We start from the raw sequence: 17,592 nt of genomic DNA, 5'->3' as shown, positions 1-17,592 counted from the left end.
ACAGTATGAAGCAAATTTTTCAAAAGAAGCCAATTTCAACGTTACTGCAAGAAAGTAAACAAAAGACATTATCGAGAACGTTAGGGGCACTTGATTTAACAATGCTTGGAATCGGAGCAATTGTTGGAACTGGTATTTTTGTTCTTACTGGCGTTGTAGCAGCGAAACATTCTGGACCAGCTATTATATTATCATTTGCTATAGCTGCATTAGCTTGTGCCTTTGCTGCATTTTGTTACGCTGAATTTGCTTCTTCAGTTCCTGTCTCAGGGAGTGTTTACACGTACACGTATGCGACGATGGGAGAAGTATTTGCCTTCTTAATTGGATGGGATTTAATGCTCGAGTATTTATTAGCCACATCTGCTGTAGCCAATGGATGGTCAGCGTATTTTCAATCGTTATTAAAGGGATTTGGGATTCATATTCCGACCATTCTCTCCTCGGCCCCTGGTACTGAAAAGGGTGGAATAATTGATTTACCTGCAGTTCTAATTATTCTAGTTATGACGGTTCTTTTATCTAGAGGTGTTCGTGAAAGTGCACGTGTAAATAATATAATGGTATTTATTAAACTAGCAGTTGTTCTCATTTTTATCTTCGCCGGATTTAATTATGTAAAACCTGAAAATTGGACACCTTTTATGCCATTTGGGTTAGATGGTGTAATGGCTGGAGCAGCTACAGTTTTCTTCGCATTCATTGGATTTGATGCTGTATCAACAGCCGCAGAAGAAGTGAAGCGCCCACAACGCGATTTGCCGATTGGAATTATTGCATCGTTACTAGTTTGTACGGTTCTTTACATTGTTGTTTCACTTATTTTGACAGGGATTGTTCCATACGGTCAGTTGAATATATCAGATCCAGTTGCTTTCGCACTTCAATTTATTGGACAAGATAGTTTGGCGGGAGTGATATCAGTAGGAGCAATTACAGGAATTACAACTGTAATGCTAGTTATGATGTATGGGCAAGTTCGTGTTTCATATGCAATGAGCAGAGATGGATTGTTACCGAAGCGTCTTGCTAAAGTTCATCCGAAATTTAAAACACCATTTTTAAATACATGGACAACAGGTATTATTGCAGCACTTATTTCAGGATTAATAGATTTAAATGTTTTAGCACATCTTGTAAATATGGGAACTTTGTCAGCATTTGCACTTGTAGCTGTTGCTGTCATTGTGATGAGACGAACTCATCCTGATTTACCAAGGGCGTTTAAGGCGCCGCTCGTACCATTTTTACCAGCATTAACAGTTATCTTTTGCTTATATTTGATGCTTCAATTATCAGCGACAGCTTGGATTAGTTTTGGTGTTTGGATGGTTATCGGTATAGTAGTTTATTTCGCCTATAGTAGAAAGCGTAGTGTTTTAAATAATAGTAAAAAAGAAGAAGATGTAGCAAATTTATAAATGGAAAAATCCATTCTAATTCTGTTAGGATGGATTTTTATTTTGAAAATTTACATTTTTCTGAATGTATTATAAGATAATTGTTGGCGAACTAAAGGGGTGAAAATGTGAAAAATACATGGCGTGAGTTAAGAGAGATGGATCGTAACGTATGGATTCGATTTATCGGTGAGACTTTGAACGGAATTGCGATGATGATGTTAATGCCTTTTTTTGCACTATATTTAAAAGATAAGGTAGATTCTTTATTACAAGTTGGGATTATTATGGCGCTTTCTCCAATTGCTGCAAGCTTTGGCTCGCTTATAGGCGGAAGAATAGCTGATATATATGGAAGAAAGCCAATTATGATATTTTCAATGGCGAGTAATGCGTTATTAATGCTCGGTTTTTTATTTATCGAAGGATTTATTCCATACGCTATTTTATCTATTTTTTTAGGGTTAAGTAATTCTTTATTTCATCCAGCAGCATCAGCGATGGTTGCAGATGTGACGGCGCCAGAAAAAAGAACAGAAGCATATGGTTTATTGCGAATGGGACACAATATTGGTGCTGCAATTGGACCGATAATGGGAGCATCAGTAGTTGTTTTATCAAAGAACCTCGTGTTTATTATTGCTTCATCCGCTATGTTGTTTTATGCGCTACTAGTGTTAGTACTTATTAAAGAAACAATGCCAAAAATTACGGATATGACGGAAAAAAATAAAGAGAAGGAATCCGGAGCAGTTTGGAAAATTTTAATGAGAGATAAGGCGTTAATGATTTATTTGTTAGCGGGGATCATTATTTCTATGGGGTTTTCTCAAACAGAAGGCATGTTACCGCTTCACTTTGATAACGAAATGAAGGATATTTTTGGAGTCAACAATCCATACCCATATTTAATGGCATTAAATGGTCTATTAGTTGTTTTATTTCAATTTCAAATTTCAAAATGGGCGACAGATAAACCTGTTGGAAAGACGATGTTATACGGTGCGTGTTTGTTCGGAATTGGTTTGTTTTTTATAGGATGGTTACCGAAGTGGTTTGGAGAATATGATACAAATGCTACAATTATTTTAATGACGTTAATGTTTGTTTATGCCATATATACGTTAGGCGAGATGATTATGTCGCCTGTACAGATGACGTTTGTAGCGAATTTGGCCCCTGAGCATTTGAGAGGAACCTATATGGGGGCGGCGAGTTTGCAGTGGATTACAGGAAGTGCATTCGGTCCACTTCTTGGTGGTTTTTTATTGGATCGTTTGCTTGGTCACTACTTATTTACAATTTTAAGTATAGGGTGTGTAGTTGCAGGCTTTGTATATGTTTCTTTAGATCGTCTTGTTGAGCAGAGGCAAAAAGATACGCCTACAAAACAGTCTTCTTAATAAAATGAAACTTTAATCAATGTTTTTTCACCCTCCACAAATGGTAGGGTAATATAGATGACATACACACAAAGTGGATTTCTACATATTTTAGGTGCATAACTAGATTAGATAGCAATTTTGCTTTAAAGTTTAATTTTGTTTAGGTGTGTAGAAATTAAAGAGAAAAAGTGTAGAAAACCAATAAGTGGTGTCTTTTAATTATTTGTGGAAGTTACATTTTATTTCAAATAGGAACTACCTATTTTTATAAAAAGTGCTAAAATAGAAAAATGAAAACAATTGGTTAGGGTGATTTCAGTGACAAAAATTAAATTAGGTTTATTATACGGTGGAAAATCAGCTGAGCATCAAGTTTCGTTACAAACGGCTCTTGCTGCTATTAAAGCATTAAATCAAGATAAATTCGAGATTCATCCAATTTATATTACAGAACAAGGCCAATGGATGCGTGGAGAGCGTATTGAAGGCGAAGTAACAAATGTTGAGGCATTACAAATGAGTGGGGAAGAGAATACAATTTCTCCTGTATCATTAAGTACAGAAATTATCCCAACGGCAACTTCTAAACAAGAAGATGCAATTGATGTTATTTTCCCATTATTACATGGACCGAATGGCGAAGATGGAACAGTACAAGGGTTATTAGAATTACTAAACATTCCATATGTAGGTAACGGTGTATTAGCATCATCTGCTGGTATGGATAAAGTTGTTATGAAAAATATCTTTGCAGAAGCTGGATTGAAACAAGCGAAATATGCATCTTTCATTCGTAGCGCATGGGAAAAAGATCGTGAAACAGCGTATGAAAAAGTAGAAGAAGTATTAGGATATCCTTGCTTCGTAAAACCAGCAAACCTTGGTTCAAGTGTTGGTATTAATAAGTGTAACGATCGTGAAGAGCTTGAGAATGCATTCGAAGAGGCATTCCAATTTGACCGTAAAATTATTGTAGAAGAAAATATTGTAGGTCGTGAAGTAGAAGTTGGTGTATTAGGTAATGATGAGCCGAAATGTTCAGTTGTAGGTGAAATTGTACCGAAAAAAGATTTTTATGATTACAAATCGAAATACATCGATGGTGATACAGCGTTAATTATTCCAGCTGAAATGATAGAAGAAGAGTCTAATGTAATTAAGCGAGATGCAATTATCGCATTCCAATCATTAGATGGTTCGGGCTTAACACGAGCTGATTTCTTCTTAACGAAAGATGGAGAAGTATATATTAACGAAGTAAACACAATGCCAGGATTCACGCCGTTTAGTATGTTCCCTCTATTATGGCAACATACAGGGTTACCGTATCCGGAATTAATTGAAGAGCTAATTCGCTTAGCGATTGAGCGTCACGAAGAAAAACAAAAAATTAAATATACAATCTAACAAAAAAGGAGGAAGCACTATTCGAAGGAATAGTGCTTCCTCTATGTAAGGAGTGTTTTCATGATAAATCGAACGTTAAAACAAGTAGAGCAGATGATAAATGGTACTGGATTAGCAGAGCAGTATGAGGGAATTACTATACAAGGAGTGTCTATTGATACGAGGAAAATTGAAAATGGAAATTTATATGTTCCAATTCAAGGTGAACGTTTCGATGGACATGCTTTTGTAGACAAAGCTGTTGAAAATGGGGCGATTGCTACATTATGGATGAAAGATGTAGAAAACCCACCTGAAAATCTTCCGGTTATTTTTGTAGAAGATACACTAGCAGCATTGCAAATGTTAGCGAAAAACTATCGTGATCAATTAGATGTAAAAGTTATTGGTGTAACGGGTAGTAATGGTAAAACATCTACGAAAGATATTGTAACAAGTATTCTTGCGACTAAATTTAAAGTTCAAAAAACAGAAGGTAATTTCAACAACCACATCGGTTTACCTCTTACTATTTTAAATTTAGAGGAAAATACAGAAGTAGCTGTATTAGAAATGGGCATGTCAAGCCGAGGAGAAATTGAATTTCTATCTAAGTTAGCTCGTCCTAATGCAGCTATTATTACGAACATTGGTGAGGCGCACTTAATGGATTTAGGCTCTCGTGAGGCGATTGCTGAAGCGAAGTTAGAAATTGTTACAGGTTTACAAAAGGGTGGCGTGTTCGTATATAATGGAGATGAGCCGCTATTAACGAATCGTGTTCCAGAAATGAATTTAGCAGCTGAAACAGTTACATTTGGTGATGCGAGAGCAAATGATTACTATCCAACTACTGTAACATTGCAGGCTACTGGGACACACTTTAAGATGAACAGGGATGAAACTTTGTCATTCTATTTGCCAGTACTAGGAAAGCATAATGTATATAATACGCTTGCTTCAATGGCAATTGCAAAATATTTTGGTGTAACGTGGGAAGAAATGAAACAAGGTTTAGTAACACTTCAAATGACAGGTATGCGTATGGAAATTGTAAAAACAGATAGTGGTTTAACAATTATCAATGATGCTTATAATGCTAGTCCAACAGCTATGGAAGCTGCGTTCCACCTAATGAATGGTTTAGATGGATTTGCTAAAAAAATTGTTGTGCTTGGTGATATGTTAGAACTTGGAAATCAAGAAGTGCAATTTCATTATGAAGTAGGTAAATTAATTGATCCAGCAAAAATTTCATATGTATTCACATATGGTAAATTAGGGGCTCAAATTGCTGAAGGTGCAAAAATTAATTTCCCTAAAGACCGTGTAAAAGCGTATGATAGTAAAGAAGAGTTAATAAAAGAGTTGCAAGCAGTAGTCGGTACGAAAGATGTTGTATTAGTAAAAGCATCTCGCGGCATGAAATTAGAAGAAGTAATTACGATGTTGAAATAATTGGTGTATATAAATAGGGATGATAGCCACGAAAATAGTGGAAACTTATAATAAGCGCTTACAGTAAACGATAAAAAAATAAAAGTAAAGAAAAAAGCTCTGAATATGAAATAAGGTAACAGTTGGGGTTTGCTTTTTACACCTACAAAACTTATAATTGATAAAGTGTAATAACGTTTAGAAGTATTTTCGTGAAGAATATACGCCCGGTTATATACGTAAGTATTCAGGAAAATGGCTTTTCCGCAAGTTCGGAAAACGCCTTTTTTTAAATGATAAGTATAGGATAGAAAAGGAGAAGTAACATTGACAACATTTCGAGAACTAGGATTAAGTGAGTCTTTACTACAATCTGTTGAAAGTATGGGCTTTGAAGAGGCTACGCCGATTCAAGCTGAAACAATTCCACATGCATTGCAAGGTAAGGATATTATTGGGCAAGCGCAAACAGGTACAGGGAAAACAGCAGCATTCGGATTACCACTATTAGATAAAGTGGATACAAATAAAGAAGCAGTTCAAGGTATTGTTATCGCGCCAACGCGTGAATTAGCAATTCAAGTTGGAGAAGAGCTATACAAAATTGGTAAACATAAACGTGTTCGTATTCTACCAATTTATGGTGGTCAAGATATTAACCGCCAAATTCGTGCTCTAAAAAAACACCCACACATTATTGTAGGTACGCCGGGTCGTATTTTAGATCATATCAACCGTAAAACACTTCGCTTACAAAACGTAGAGACTGTTGTTCTTGACGAAGCGGATGAAATGTTAAACATGGGCTTCATTGAAGATATTGAAGCGATTTTAACAGATGTGCCAGAAACACATCAAACATTATTATTCTCAGCGACAATGCCAGATCCAATCCGTCGTATTGCTGAGCGTTTCATGACTGAGCCTCAACACATTAAAGTAAAAGCAAAAGAAGTAACAATGCCAAACATTCAGCAGTTCTATTTAGAAGTGCAAGAAAAGAAAAAGTTTGACGTGTTAACACGCTTACTAGATATTCAATCTCCAGAGCTTGCAATCATATTCGGTCGTACAAAGCGTCGTGTTGATGAATTATCAGAAGCATTAAACTTACGTGGTTATGCAGCAGAAGGTATTCACGGTGACTTAACACAAGCGAAGCGTATGTCTGTATTACGTAAATTTAAAGAAGGTACTATTGAAGTTCTTGTTGCAACAGACGTTGCTGCACGTGGTCTTGATATTTCAGGCGTAACACATGTATACAACTTCGATATCCCACAAGATCCAGAATCATACGTTCACCGTATCGGTCGTACTGGCCGTGCTGGTAAAAAAGGTATTGCAATGTTATTTGTAACACCACGTGAATCAGGACAATTAAAAAATATCGAGCGTACAACAAAACGTAAGGTTGATCGTATGGACGCACCGACACTTGACGAGGCGTTAGAAGGTCAACAACGTTTAATCGCTGAAAAACTTCAAAGCACAATTGAAAATGATAACTTATCATACTACAAGCGTATTGCAGAAGAAATGTTAGAAGAGAATGATTCTGTAACAGTAGTAGCTGCTGCTTTAAAAATGATGACAAAAGAGCCGGATACAACTCCGATCGCTTTAACATCAGAACCACCAGTTGTTTCAAGAGGTGGCGGTGGCGGTTCTAAAAAACGCGGTGGTAACGGAAGTGGATACCGTGATGGTAACCGTAATCGTAGTCGTGATGGACGCGGCGGTGGCGATGGTCGTAACCGTGATCGCAATCGTGATGGACGTGGAAGCGGAAGTGGCGATGGTCGTAACCGTGATCGTAATCGTGATGGCGGTAGCCGTGATGCTGGTAGCCGTGATGGTAACCGTGGTCGTAAAGGTGAAGGTCGCCCTGGATCTTCAAATGGACGCGGCGAAAGAAAACATCATAGCCGTCCACAAGCTTAATAAAAAAGAGAATGCCCTTTGCTGGCATTCTCTTTTTTTATTTCTGTAATTGTGCATACTACATAGTAACTCGTATAGAAATGAGGTGCTATATGCTTGTAAGACTTGGGTATGTTGCGATGAGTGTACATTTGAAGAATGCTTCTCCATCTCAAACGATGACATATGCACAGTTTCAGCGGATTGATGATCGAGAGGCTGCAATTCGTAAACTTGAAAGAATCGCTAATTCGAATTTGGAAAATTGCTTACGGTTATTAAAACATAATAAAGGGCATGATATATCTTTCTTTCGACTTAGTTCCAAGCTTATTCCTTTAGCGAATCATGAGGATTTGTTAGATTGGAACTATATTCGTCCGTTAAAAGAAAATCTGAAAGAATTAGGTGAATATGCAATTCGTATGAATATGCGAATTGACTTCCATCCAGATCACTTTGTTGTACTAAATTCACCTGAGGAGAGTATTTTCAAACAATCTGTAAAGACATTGCAGATGCACAAAAAATTGTTAAAGGGTATGGGAATTGAACATAAGCAACGATGTGTATTACATGTGGGAGGAGGTTATAAAGATAAGGAGCTTGCATTAGAACGCTTTATAGAAAATTGGTCAACTGTTCCAAGAGGTATTCAAGAGATGATTATATTAGAAAATGATGACACGACCTTTTCTTTAGAAGAAACATTGTATTTAGGTGAGAAATTAGACATTCCAGTGGTGTTTGATTTGCACCACCATATGATGAATAATGACCAGGAAGATTGGCATGAAGATTGGGCGCGTGTTGTACATACGTGGGAATCGTCTTTGTTACCAGTTAAAATGCACATCTCCAGTCCTAGAGATGGAAAGAACCCGAGAGCACATGCAGATTTTATTGATGTAGATACTTTCTTATCTTTTTTGAAAAAGATAAAGGGGAGTGTTCCGCGAATTGATTGTATGATTGAGGCGAAGAAAAAGGACGAGTCTTTATTTCAACTAATGAGAGAGTTAAGTAAACAAACAGATGTGGAAATTATCGATGGTGCGAGCTTCTATATTAAATAAGCTCTGCGCCATCGTTTTTTTTGGTCCCGCTATTTGCCGGGCAGTAAGACTCCCGCCTCAAAATTCGGCGAATGCGAGGGAGTTAGGTGGGAGCCGGGCTGCCCGTAAAAGCCCGATTGGTGCGGGCTAATAATCAGTGGGGGATGGAAAATATCCCCACTGATTAAAGTTTCACTTTATTAAAAAAGGGGTGCACATGCCGCCGATTATTAAGCCGGTTAAATGGCTTATAGGATTGGCAGAGGGATTAAAGAAAGCAAATAGTAGTAATATAAGTATCATTATTGAAAAAATAGCGATGTCTCTTGGTTTTGAAGAATGATATCGACTATACAATAAAAATAATTGGGCGCCTAGTAATCCGAAAATACCACCAGATGCTCCGGCGTGAATATATTCAAGAGGCATAATAATATAAGAAGAAATATTCCCGAGAATGCCAGAAAGGAAAAAAATAATGATGAAAGAAAAGTGTCCTAGTTGTTTTTCGATAGAAGAACCAAATACAAATAAACAAATACTATTAGAAAGGAAATGTTGTAAGTCTACGTGTACAAGTAAGGAAGTTATGACACGCCACCATTCTCCTTTAGCGATATATTCATTGTAGGCTGCCAGGTGAAAGAGGGAAAAGTCGCTCAATATAATCATGACTAATTGTATAAGAAGTAAAGAAATGATAATCGGTTGTAAGGAAATGCGAGTGGATGGTATTAGCATGTTGTTAGTATCACTCCTTTTGCATCAGAAAGATTCTCTGTTATTCTTACAATATGAATGAAGAAAGCTAAATAGAAGAAGGGGATTTTGAAATGATTATAGGGATTGGAATCGATATTATTGAGTTAAATCGAATTGAAAAAATGCTAGATGGAAAGCTTAAATTTATGGAACGTATTTTAACTGAAAGAGAACGTGGTGTTGCCGAGGGGCTGAAAGGAAGTCGTCTTACAGAATTTGTAGCTGGAAGATTTGCAGCAAAAGAGGCGTATTCTAAAGCGGTAGGGACCGGTATCGGGAAAGAAGTGAGTTTTTTAGATATTGAAGTAAGGAATGATGATAGAGGTAAGCCGATTATCATTACAAATACAGAGCATATTGTTCATTTATCAATTAGTCATAGTAAAGAATTTGCCGTTGCTCAAGTTGTTTTGGAAAGCTCGTCACGCTAGTCTGCATATTTTATATCTTTGTCTCATATATTTGAGGTAGCGATAAGGAAGGCATATCTTCCATTCATTTATAGGGGCAAAGGGGCTGAAGTGATGAAAAGGCGTCTGTTTTTAGTTCTTGTCGGTTTATTGACCGTTTTTGTGTTGGCGGGTTGTATGGAAAAGAAACAAGAAGATGTTGTGAGAGATTTAGAAACGAAAGTTAAAAGTATGAAGAGTTATCAAGCTGAAGCGAAATTATCTATTAAAACAGGAAATGAACCTCAAGAGTACAATGTAGAAATTTGGCATAAAGAACCTTCGTATTATCGTGTGAATTTGCAGAATGCGAAAAAGGATCAGAGTCAAATTATTTTAAGGAATGATGAAGGTGTATTTGTATTAACACCGGCACTTAATAAGAGTTTCCGTTTTCAAAGTGATTGGCCGCAAAATAGTAGCCAGGCTTATTTATATGAATCACTTGTAAGAGATATTTTGCAAGATAAGAAAAATCTCTCTTTCGAGAAAACAGATAAGTATTATGTGTTTAAAACAAAAACAAATTATCAACATCAAAATATGTTGCCGAAACAAGAGATTAAGCTGAATAAAAGTGATCTAACGCCAGTTTCTGTGAAACTGATGGATAATGATCAAAATGTCCTTGTAAAAGTAGATTTCACTAAAGTAAAATTTGATGCAAAGTTTGATAAAGGTGCATTTGATACGAAACAAAATATGTCTAGAGCACAAGTGGATGTTCAGACGGCAGCGAAAGAAGACAAACCGTTTGCTATTTTGTATCCACGTGATACACCGCAAGGTATGACTTTGAAAGAGGAAGAAGAGTTGAAGACAGACAGTGGCAAGCGTGCAATACTCACATACACTGGAAGTAAGAAATCCTTTACTTTAATACAAGAAAAGTCAAAAGTTGCAGAGGCCTCATCGGCGGTAAGTGTAAGTGGAGAGCCGGTTGATCTTGGTTTCACGATTGGTGCATTGACGAAAGACTCTGTAACGTGGTCACATAACGGAGTAGAATATATGCTCGTGTCTAAAGGTTTAGAGCCGAATGAGTTGTTGATGGTTGCTCGTTCGGTTACAGCGAAGCAGGTGAAGTAAACTTCTTAGACGTGGTGATATATGTGCACCACGTCTTTTCTTAGTTTGAAGGTGGATTTCATAAAAGAAGCATATAAAAGAATAAGCTTCGCATATCGTGTATAAGGAAGTGTATTTATGGAAGAAGCGCCGTTTTACCGTGACACTTGGGTGGAAGTGGATTTAGATGCGATCTATAACAATGTTACGCATATTAAAGAGTTCATTCCAAGTGATGTAGAAATTTTTGCTGTAGTTAAAGCGAATGCATATGGGCACGATTATGTACCAGTGGCTAAAACCGCATTAGAAGCAGGGGCAACAAGATTAGCAGTTGCTTTTTTAGATGAAGCTTTAGTGCTTCGGAGGGCTGGTATTACTGCACCGATTTTAGTATTAGGTCCTTCCCCTCCTCGTGATGTAAATGTTGCTGCTGAAAATGATGTAGCATTAACTGTTTTTCAAAAAGAATGGGTAGAAGACGCGATAAAGCTCTGGGATGGTTCATCAATAATGAAATTCCATATTAATTTTGATAGTGGTATGGGGAGAATTGGAATACGCGAACGCAAAGAATTAAAGGGGTTCTTAAAGAGTTTAGAAGGCGCGCCATTTTTAGAGTTAGAAGGAGTATATACACATTTTGCAACATCCGATGAGGTTGAGACTTCTTACTTTGATAAGCAATATAATACGTTCTTGCAGCAGTTAAGTTGGTTGAAAGAATTTGGAGTGAACCCTAAATTTGTCCATACAGCCAATAGTGCTGCAACGTTAAGATTTCAAGGGATTACATTTAATGCAGTGCGAATTGGTATTGCGATGTATGGACTATCCCCATCTGTAGAAATACGTCCTTTTTTACCGTTTAAATTGGAACCGGCGTTATCACTTCATACGAAAGTTGCTCATATTAAGCAAGTGATTAAAGGGGATGGGATTAGTTATAATGTCACATACCGAACGAGAACCGAAGAATGGATTGCGACAGTTGCGATTGGGTATGCAGATGGCTGGCTTAGAAGATTGCAAGGGTTTAAGGTACTTGTAAACGGTGAAAGAGTACCGATTGTAGGGCGAGTGACAATGGATCAATTCATGATACATCTTCCTTGTGAAGTGCCACTTGGTACGAAAGTTACACTCATTGGGAGACAAGGTGATGAGTATATTAGTGCTACCGAGGTTGCTGAATATTCCGGGACTATTAATTATGAAATTATTGCAACGATAAGCTTCCGTGTACCGAGAATATTTATACGACACGGTAAAGTTGTAGAAGTAATCAATTATTTGAACGATATATAGAAGGAGGTATTATTACTCAGCATCTCGTCATTTGGAGGAGTTTCACTAATAAAGAATAGGCTCTTTTTCGCTGGGGAGCTTCTTTTTATACTTGTTATTAATATAAGTTGCAATGGAATATTACTGAAGGATTGCTTTATTTCTTGTTTGAAAGGGATAAAAAGTAAAAGAAGATGAATGTTTTATTTATGAATTGGAAAACATAAGCAAGGAATAAGGAAGTCTTTGCAACAGGCTCCATACAATGGTATTATTACAATAGGTGTCATATATATATTTGGGTGTGTAGTTGACGGTGGAGGTGTATTTTTGTGTCCGAATCAAGTGTAACTACTGAAATCGTGGTTCGGTTGCCAAAGCAAATGGTAACGGAATTGGACGGAATTGGAAAACAAGAGAATAAGAATCGCCATGAACTAATTTGCCAGGCAACACAACTGTTATTGCGTCAACATAAGACGAAGAAACGCTACCAACATGAATCAATGCGACGTGGGTACATTGAAATGGGAAAAATTAATCTTGGTATTGCATCTGAAGCTTTCTTAGCAGAGTATGAAGCAGCTCATACAGTAGAACGCTTAGTTAGCGGGGGGTAATATTTTGATTGTAAAACGCGGCGACGTGTATTTTGCAGACCTTTCCCCAGTTGTTGGTTCTGAGCAAGGAGGCGTTCGTCCGGTTCTTGTCATTCAAAATGACATCGGAAATCGTTTTAGTCCGACTGTGATTGTAGCGGCTATTACTGCACAGATTCAAAAAGCGAAATTACCCACTCATGTGGAAATTGATGCGAAAAAGTACGGTTTTGAGAGGGATTCTGTTATTTTACTTGAGCAGATTCGAACAATCGATAAGCAACGCTTAACGGACAAAATCACTCATTTGGATGAAGTGATGATGAGTCGTGTAGATGAAGCGTTACAAATTAGTTTAGGACTAATAGATTTTTAAATCGGCAGTTTAAGTTGCTCTCTTTACAGGGCAACTTTTTTTTATTATAGAGGAGGTTACGGTTGGATATGGAAATGGTAGATAATCGACAAGGGTTAATGAAAATGTTAGTGAAAGAATTAGGCTTTACAGAAAAGCAAGTTCGTCATGTTATTCAATTAACAGAAGAAGGTAACACAGTTCCATTTATCGCTCGTTACCGAAAAGAATGGACAGGGTCTCTTGATGAGGTGCAAATTCGTGCAATCTTAGAAAGATGGCAATATATGATGCAACTAGAAGATAGGAAAGAAGAGGTTCTTCGTCTTATTGGTGAAAAGGGTAAACTAACCGAAGAGTTGCGTCGTCATATTGTTGCTGCAACAAAACTTCAAGAAGTAGAAGACCTATATCGTCCATATAAAGAAAAAAGAAGAACGAAAGCTACAATTGCTAAAGAAAAGGGATTAGAACCGTTAGCTGAGTGGCTATTATTATATAAAAAAGAAAATCCAGCAGAGAAGGCTATGGAATTTGTTAATGCAGAAAAGGAAGTGGCGTCTGCAGAAGATGCGTTGCAAGGTGCGCAGGATATTATTGCGGAACTTGTTTCGGATAATGCGGCATATCGTAGTTGGATTCGCAATACTACTTTCCGAAAAGGGATTATGTCTTCATCTGTAAAAGATAAAGAAAAAGATGAAAAGAATATATATGAAATGTATTATGGCTATGAAGAACCGTTGCAAAAAGTAGTGCCGCATCGTGTACTAGCTATGAATCGTGGTGAAAAAGAAGACGTATTAAGAGTTTCTGTTATCACGCCAATTGAAGAAATTCTTCAGTTTTTACATAAAAAAATGATTCTTGATGAAGCTTCTAAAAGTGCGCATTATGTACAATTAGCGATGGAAGATGGATATAAGCGATTAATTCAACCTTCAATAGAAAGAGAAATTCGTAAAGAATTAATGGAAACGGCCGAAGAACAAGCGATTCATATTTTCTCTGAGAATTTACGTAATTTATTATTACAACCTCCGATGAAAGGGAAAGTTGTGTTAGCGGTAGATCCAGCATATAGAACCGGTTGTAAATTAGCTGTAGTAGATGATACAGGGAAAGTTCTTCACATAGATGTTATTTATCCGCATCCGCCTGCTCGTAAATATGAGGATGCAAAAACGAAAATCATTTCAATTATAGATAAATATGAAGTTGAAATGATAGCGATTGGAAATGGTACAGCTTCGAGGGAAACGGAAGAATTTATAGTAGATGTATTACAAAATGTAGAGCGAGATGTATTTTACATTATTGTAAATGAAGCGGGTGCTAGTGTGTACTCAGCATCTGATGTAGCTCGCGAGGAGTTTCCAAATTTACAGGTTGAAGAAAGAAGTGCTGTTTCAATTGGGAGACGTCTACAAGATCCGCTTGCAGAGCTTGTGAAAATTGACCCTAAATCTGTTGGAGTGGGGCAATATCAACATGATGTATCTCAAAAGAGATTAAATGAATCATTAACATTTGTAGTAGAGACGGCAGTTAACCGAGTTGGTGTTAATGTAAATACAGCTTCAGTTGCATTGTTGCAATATGTTTCGGGATTATCAAAAACAGTTGCGAAAAATATTGTAGCTAAGCGTGAGGAAGATGGGAAATTCACGAAGCGTACTGAATTAAAGAAAATCCCACGTTTAGGTGCAAAAACATATGAACAATGTATCGGGTTTTTACGTATATTAGAAGGAGCGAATCCGCTAGATCGCACAGGGATTCATCCAGAACAATATAAAAATGTTGAATTGCTATTGAAGAGCTTAGGGTTATCAAAGAATGATGTGGGGAAACCAAACTTGCAAAAGAGTTTCGAAGGAGTAGATATTTCTAAATTATCTCAAGAGACGGAGATTGGTGAGCCGACATTAGTTGATATTATGGATGCTTTAATTAGCCCGGAGCGAGATATGAGGGATGAGTTGCCAAAGCCACTTCTGAAAAAAGGGATTTTAAAATTAGAAGATTTAAAGCGTGGTATGGAATTAGAGGGAACGATCCGCAATGTTGTTGATTTCGGTGCCTTTGTTGATATTGGTGTGAAGCAAGATGGTTTAGTACATATTTCTAAACTAAGCAAACAATTTGTAAAGCATCCATTAGATATTGTATCCGTGGGACAAATTGTAAAGGTATGGGTAGATGATATTGATACGAAAAAAGGTCGTGTTGCATTATCAATGTTACCGATTGAATAGTAAGAAAAGAGAGCAGATGAAACTGCTCTTTTTTTATGAACTGGAAGGTTTAATTGATTATGAGCTTTGATGTATTTTACTATAATAAAACCAGCATTCATTTAGTAACTTGATTTGATACCGGTTTTTCTCAAAATATGCACGTTGCATTTGCTTCTTTAGCCACGTGGGCATAGGAATCCCTCCTTGTTTAATCCTGCTCTCAAAAAAAGTAGCTCCTTTTAGTTAAAGTAACTTTGATGAGAGGTTGGTGAGTGGATTTCTAGCAATGCTGCATTTTTAGAAATCACGCTTCTTGAATGAGGATGGGTATATGTACTATTTACTATATGTATAAGAAGGGAGAAAAGTGTGGAAATATTTTTTAGTTTAGGAGGAATGAGAATGGATGAGCAAGAAATTCAGAGGTTAGTGGAAGAGGTATCGTTACAGTGCTTTGGAATGCCGTTTTTACATAAAGCGATGTTTAATAGTAGGTTACGTACAACTGGTGGGCGCTATCTATTGAAGAATCATAATATAGAATTGAATTATCGATATTACGAAGTATATGGAGAAGAAGAGTTAGTCGGGATTGTTAAACATGAACTTTGTCATTATCACTTACATATCACAGGAAAAGGGTATAAGCATCGAGATAGAGATTTTCGTGAGTTATTAAAGAAAGTAGGTGCACCACGTTTTTGTAAACGAATGATTAGTGAGGAGGAAACGAGAGTTTCTATGTATGAATGTATGGGGTGTTCTTTTCAATATGTAAGAAGGCGTCAAATAAATACACAAAGATATGTATGTGGAAAGTGTAAAGGACAACTAAAACTGGTAGTGAAAACATCTTGACAGTGAAAACGCAATCCAGTATATTATAAACATGTCACGTTTGCGCAAGATGTTGTGAAAAAACTTCTTGACTTACGATGAGAATTTTTATAAGATACAAATTGTCTTCATTATTCCGCAGTAGCTCAGTGGTAGAGCTATCGGCTGTTAACCGATCGGTCGTAGGTTCGAGTCCTACCTGCGGAGCCATACAGAGAAGTACCCAAGTGGCTCAAGGGGCTCCCCTGCTAAGGGAGTAGATCGCTAACGCGGTGCGAGGGTTCGAATCCCTTCTTCTCTGCCATACATATTGGCCCGTTGGTCAAGTGGTTAAGACACCGCCCTTTCACGGCGGTAACACGGGTTCGAATCCCGTACGGGTCACCACTTCGGAGGATTAGCTCAGCTGGGAGAGCACCTGCCTTACAAGCAGGGGGTCGGCGGTTCGATCCCGTCATCCTCCACCATATAAATTATATAAATAATATTATCGCGGGGTGGAGCAGTACGGTAGCTCGTCGGGCTCATAACCCGAAGGTCGCAGGTTCAAATCCTGTCCCCGCAACCAAATGGTCCCGTGGTGTAGTGGTTAACATGCCTGCCTGTCACGCAGGAGATCGCCGGTTCGACCCCGGTCGGGACCGCCATTTTAACTTCTGCTATATAGCAGTTGTTTTTTATTGGACATTATGGTAAAATAACATTTGTCTTTGAAAAGAAGATAACTATTTCGATGGGCTATAGCCAAGCGGTAAGGCAACGGACTTTGACTCCGTCATGCGCTGGTTCGAATCCAGCTAGCCCAGCCATTTACGAGCCATTAGCTCAGTTGGTAGAGCATCTGACTTTTAATCAGAGGGTCGAAGGTTCGAATCCTTCATGGCTCACTTTTGTTTTTTCCGCGCGGTCGTGGCGGAACGGCAGACGCGCTAGGTTGAGGGCCTAGTGGGGGAAACCCCGTGGAGGTTCAAGTCCTCTCGGCCGCATCAAAAAATCTTTTAAAAAGTACTTGCATTTGAAAATGTAGTATGGTAAGATAATTGAGTCGCCAAAATACAACGACGAAAAAACATCATGAATAAGCGCCCGTAGCTCAATTGGATAGAGCGTTTGACTACGGATCAAGAGGTTAGGGGTTCGACTCCTCTCGGGCGCGCCATAACGGGAAGTGGCTCAGCTTGGTAGAGCACCTGGTTTGGGACCAGGGGGTCGCAGGTTCAAATCCTGTCTTCCCGACCACGCGGGTGTAGTTTAGTGGTAAAACAAGAGCCTTCCAAGCTCTGGTCGAGAGTTCGATTCTCTTCACCCGCTTTTAGTTCTTTGAAAACTGAACGAAACAAACAACGTGAACGTCAATTTTTATTTTTAGATGCTAGACAAACTAACTTTATTGGAGAGTTTGATCCTGG

Annotated in this window: 15 protein-coding genes and 12 tRNA genes; 25 read left to right on the top strand and 2 right to left on the bottom strand. The window is 37.8% G+C overall.

Annotated features, from left to right (window positions below):
• The first annotated feature begins 5 nt into the window (after positions 1–5).
• The 6 genes from bcaP to uvsE all read left to right on the top strand — a co-directional run bounded on the left by bcaP (position 6) and on the right by uvsE (position 8,607).
• Positions 6–1,421: a branched-chain amino acid transporter BcaP gene (bcaP, locus tag ABH957_RS26455; protein ID WP_404512547.1), complete on the top strand. Its 1,416-nt coding sequence runs from the start codon at positions 6–8 to the stop codon at positions 1,419–1,421.
• Positions 1,422–1,528: 107 nt separating this feature from the next.
• Positions 1,529–2,803, top strand: a complete 1,275-nt coding sequence (locus ABH957_RS26450; protein WP_404449859.1) for an MDR family MFS transporter — start codon at positions 1,529–1,531, stop codon at positions 2,801–2,803.
• A gap of 300 nt (positions 2,804–3,103) precedes the next feature.
• Positions 3,104–4,192, top strand: coding sequence for a D-alanine--D-alanine ligase (locus tag ABH957_RS26445; protein WP_404512545.1), 1,089 nt, complete (start codon positions 3,104–3,106; stop codon positions 4,190–4,192).
• A 60-nt stretch (positions 4,193–4,252) separates the two neighbouring features.
• Positions 4,253–5,629: a UDP-N-acetylmuramoyl-tripeptide--D-alanyl-D-alanine ligase gene (gene murF / locus ABH957_RS26440; RefSeq protein WP_404512543.1), complete on the top strand. Its 1,377-nt coding sequence runs from the start codon at positions 4,253–4,255 to the stop codon at positions 5,627–5,629.
• Between the two features lie 306 nt (positions 5,630–5,935).
• Positions 5,936–7,552: a degradosome RNA helicase CshA gene (gene cshA, locus ABH957_RS26435; protein ID WP_002063522.1), complete on the top strand. Its 1,617-nt coding sequence runs from the start codon at positions 5,936–5,938 to the stop codon at positions 7,550–7,552.
• 92 nt (positions 7,553–7,644) lie between these two features.
• The gene (gene uvsE, locus ABH957_RS26430; protein ID WP_404512541.1) at positions 7,645–8,607 is read left to right on the top strand and encodes a UV DNA damage repair endonuclease UvsE; all 963 of its coding nucleotides are present in this window, start codon (positions 7,645–7,647) and stop codon (positions 8,605–8,607) included.
• A gap of 171 nt (positions 8,608–8,778) precedes the next feature.
• Here uvsE and ABH957_RS26425 read toward each other — a convergent pair whose 3' ends face one another.
• On the bottom strand, positions 8,779–9,327 hold the full coding sequence (locus tag ABH957_RS26425; protein ID WP_404512539.1) for a rhomboid family intramembrane serine protease: 549 nt from the start codon (positions 9,325–9,327) through the stop codon (positions 8,779–8,781).
• A gap of 92 nt (positions 9,328–9,419) precedes the next feature.
• Here ABH957_RS26425 and acpS point away from each other — a divergent pair, with 92 nt between their 5' ends.
• The 6 genes from acpS (at position 9,420) to ABH957_RS26395 (ending at position 15,364) form a co-directional block, all read left to right on the top strand.
• On the top strand, positions 9,420–9,779 hold the full coding sequence (gene acpS / locus ABH957_RS26420) for a holo-ACP synthase (protein WP_002029438.1): 360 nt from the start codon (positions 9,420–9,422) through the stop codon (positions 9,777–9,779).
• 156 nt (positions 9,780–9,935) lie between these two features.
• Positions 9,936–10,886, top strand: coding sequence for a LolA family protein (locus ABH957_RS26415; RefSeq protein WP_002091373.1), 951 nt, complete (start codon positions 9,936–9,938; stop codon positions 10,884–10,886).
• A gap of 117 nt (positions 10,887–11,003) precedes the next feature.
• Positions 11,004–12,173 carry an alanine racemase gene (gene alr / locus ABH957_RS26410; RefSeq protein ID WP_002009971.1) on the top strand — a complete coding sequence of 390 codons (1,170 nt, stop codon included), beginning with the start codon at positions 11,004–11,006 and terminating at the stop codon, positions 12,171–12,173.
• Positions 12,174–12,484: 311 nt separating this feature from the next.
• Positions 12,485–12,772, top strand: a complete 288-nt coding sequence (locus ABH957_RS26405; protein ID WP_000004570.1) for an antitoxin EndoAI — start codon at positions 12,485–12,487, stop codon at positions 12,770–12,772.
• A 4-nt stretch (positions 12,773–12,776) separates the two neighbouring features.
• Positions 12,777–13,127 (top strand): type II toxin-antitoxin system endoribonuclease NdoA, encoded by a 351-nt coding sequence (gene ndoA, locus ABH957_RS26400; RefSeq protein WP_000635965.1) that lies wholly within the window; start codon positions 12,777–12,779, stop codon positions 13,125–13,127.
• A 68-nt stretch (positions 13,128–13,195) separates the two neighbouring features.
• Positions 13,196–15,364, top strand: coding sequence for a Tex family protein (locus ABH957_RS26395; RefSeq protein WP_002029442.1), 2,169 nt, complete (start codon positions 13,196–13,198; stop codon positions 15,362–15,364).
• A gap of 57 nt (positions 15,365–15,421) precedes the next feature.
• On the opposite strand, the gene cmpA is transcribed toward ABH957_RS26395, so the two are convergent.
• The gene (gene cmpA, locus ABH957_RS26390; RefSeq protein WP_001143642.1) at positions 15,422–15,538 is read right to left on the bottom strand and encodes a cortex morphogenetic protein CmpA; all 117 of its coding nucleotides are present in this window, start codon (positions 15,536–15,538) and stop codon (positions 15,422–15,424) included.
• A 210-nt stretch (positions 15,539–15,748) separates the two neighbouring features.
• Between cmpA and ABH957_RS26385 the strand changes: the two genes are divergently transcribed.
• The 13 genes from ABH957_RS26385 to ABH957_RS26325 all read left to right on the top strand — a co-directional run bounded on the left by ABH957_RS26385 (position 15,749) and on the right by ABH957_RS26325 (position 17,494).
• Complete coding sequence (locus tag ABH957_RS26385; RefSeq protein WP_404512537.1) at positions 15,749–16,204, top strand: SprT family protein; 456 nt, start codon at positions 15,749–15,751, stop codon at positions 16,202–16,204.
• 114 nt (positions 16,205–16,318) lie between these two features.
• A tRNA-Asn gene (locus ABH957_RS26380) sits at positions 16,319–16,393 on the top strand.
• A 3-nt stretch (positions 16,394–16,396) separates the two neighbouring features.
• Positions 16,397–16,487 (top strand) — tRNA-Ser (locus tag ABH957_RS26375).
• An 8-nt stretch (positions 16,488–16,495) separates the two neighbouring features.
• A tRNA-Glu gene (locus ABH957_RS26370) sits at positions 16,496–16,570 on the top strand.
• A gap of 4 nt (positions 16,571–16,574) precedes the next feature.
• Positions 16,575–16,650: transfer RNA gene (locus tag ABH957_RS26365), tRNA-Val, on the top strand.
• 24 nt (positions 16,651–16,674) lie between these two features.
• Positions 16,675–16,751 (top strand) — tRNA-Met (locus ABH957_RS26360).
• Between the two features lie 3 nt (positions 16,752–16,754).
• A tRNA-Asp gene (locus ABH957_RS26355) sits at positions 16,755–16,830 on the top strand.
• Positions 16,831–16,917: 87 nt separating this feature from the next.
• A tRNA-Gln gene (locus tag ABH957_RS26350) sits at positions 16,918–16,992 on the top strand.
• 5 nt (positions 16,993–16,997) lie between these two features.
• Positions 16,998–17,070: transfer RNA gene (locus ABH957_RS26345), tRNA-Lys, on the top strand.
• A gap of 16 nt (positions 17,071–17,086) precedes the next feature.
• Positions 17,087–17,169, top strand: a tRNA-Leu gene (locus ABH957_RS26340).
• Positions 17,170–17,265: 96 nt separating this feature from the next.
• Positions 17,266–17,342 (top strand) — tRNA-Arg (locus ABH957_RS26335).
• A 3-nt stretch (positions 17,343–17,345) separates the two neighbouring features.
• Positions 17,346–17,422: transfer RNA gene (locus tag ABH957_RS26330), tRNA-Pro, on the top strand.
• A gap of 1 nt (position 17,423) precedes the next feature.
• A tRNA-Gly gene (locus tag ABH957_RS26325) sits at positions 17,424–17,494 on the top strand.
• The last annotated feature ends 98 nt before the right edge of the window (positions 17,495–17,592 follow it).

Source organism: Bacillus sp. RC242, from assembly GCF_044908245.1.
In the GTDB taxonomy this organism is placed as follows: Bacteria; Bacillota; Bacilli; order Bacillales; family Bacillaceae_G; genus Bacillus_A; species Bacillus_A mycoides.
Note: the sequence above shows the minus strand (reverse complement) of the source record. Positions and strands in the feature narration are given on the sequence as shown.

Excerpts from the sequence above, each read along its gene's own strand:
- bcaP (WP_404512547.1), top strand. The coding sequence starts at position 6 with ATGAAGCAAATTTTTCAAAAGAAGCCAATTTCAACGTTACTGCAAGAA.
- murF (WP_404512543.1), top strand. The coding sequence starts at position 4,253 with ATGATAAATCGAACGTTAAAACAAGTAGAGCAGATGATAAATGGTACT.
- uvsE (WP_404512541.1), top strand. The coding sequence starts at position 7,645 with ATGCTTGTAAGACTTGGGTATGTTGCGATGAGTGTACATTTGAAGAAT.
- ABH957_RS26425 (WP_404512539.1), bottom strand. The coding sequence starts at position 9,327 with ATGCTAATACCATCCACTCGCATTTCCTTACAACCGATTATCATTTCT.
- acpS (WP_002029438.1), top strand. The coding sequence starts at position 9,420 with ATGATTATAGGGATTGGAATCGATATTATTGAGTTAAATCGAATTGAA.
- ABH957_RS26415 (WP_002091373.1), top strand. The coding sequence starts at position 9,936 with ATGGAAAAGAAACAAGAAGATGTTGTGAGAGATTTAGAAACGAAAGTT.
- alr (WP_002009971.1), top strand. The coding sequence starts at position 11,004 with ATGGAAGAAGCGCCGTTTTACCGTGACACTTGGGTGGAAGTGGATTTA.
- ABH957_RS26395 (WP_002029442.1), top strand. The coding sequence starts at position 13,196 with ATGGAAATGGTAGATAATCGACAAGGGTTAATGAAAATGTTAGTGAAA.
- cmpA (WP_001143642.1), bottom strand. The coding sequence starts at position 15,538 with ATGCCCACGTGGCTAAAGAAGCAAATGCAACGTGCATATTTTGAGAAA.
- ABH957_RS26385 (WP_404512537.1), top strand. The coding sequence starts at position 15,749 with ATGGATGAGCAAGAAATTCAGAGGTTAGTGGAAGAGGTATCGTTACAG.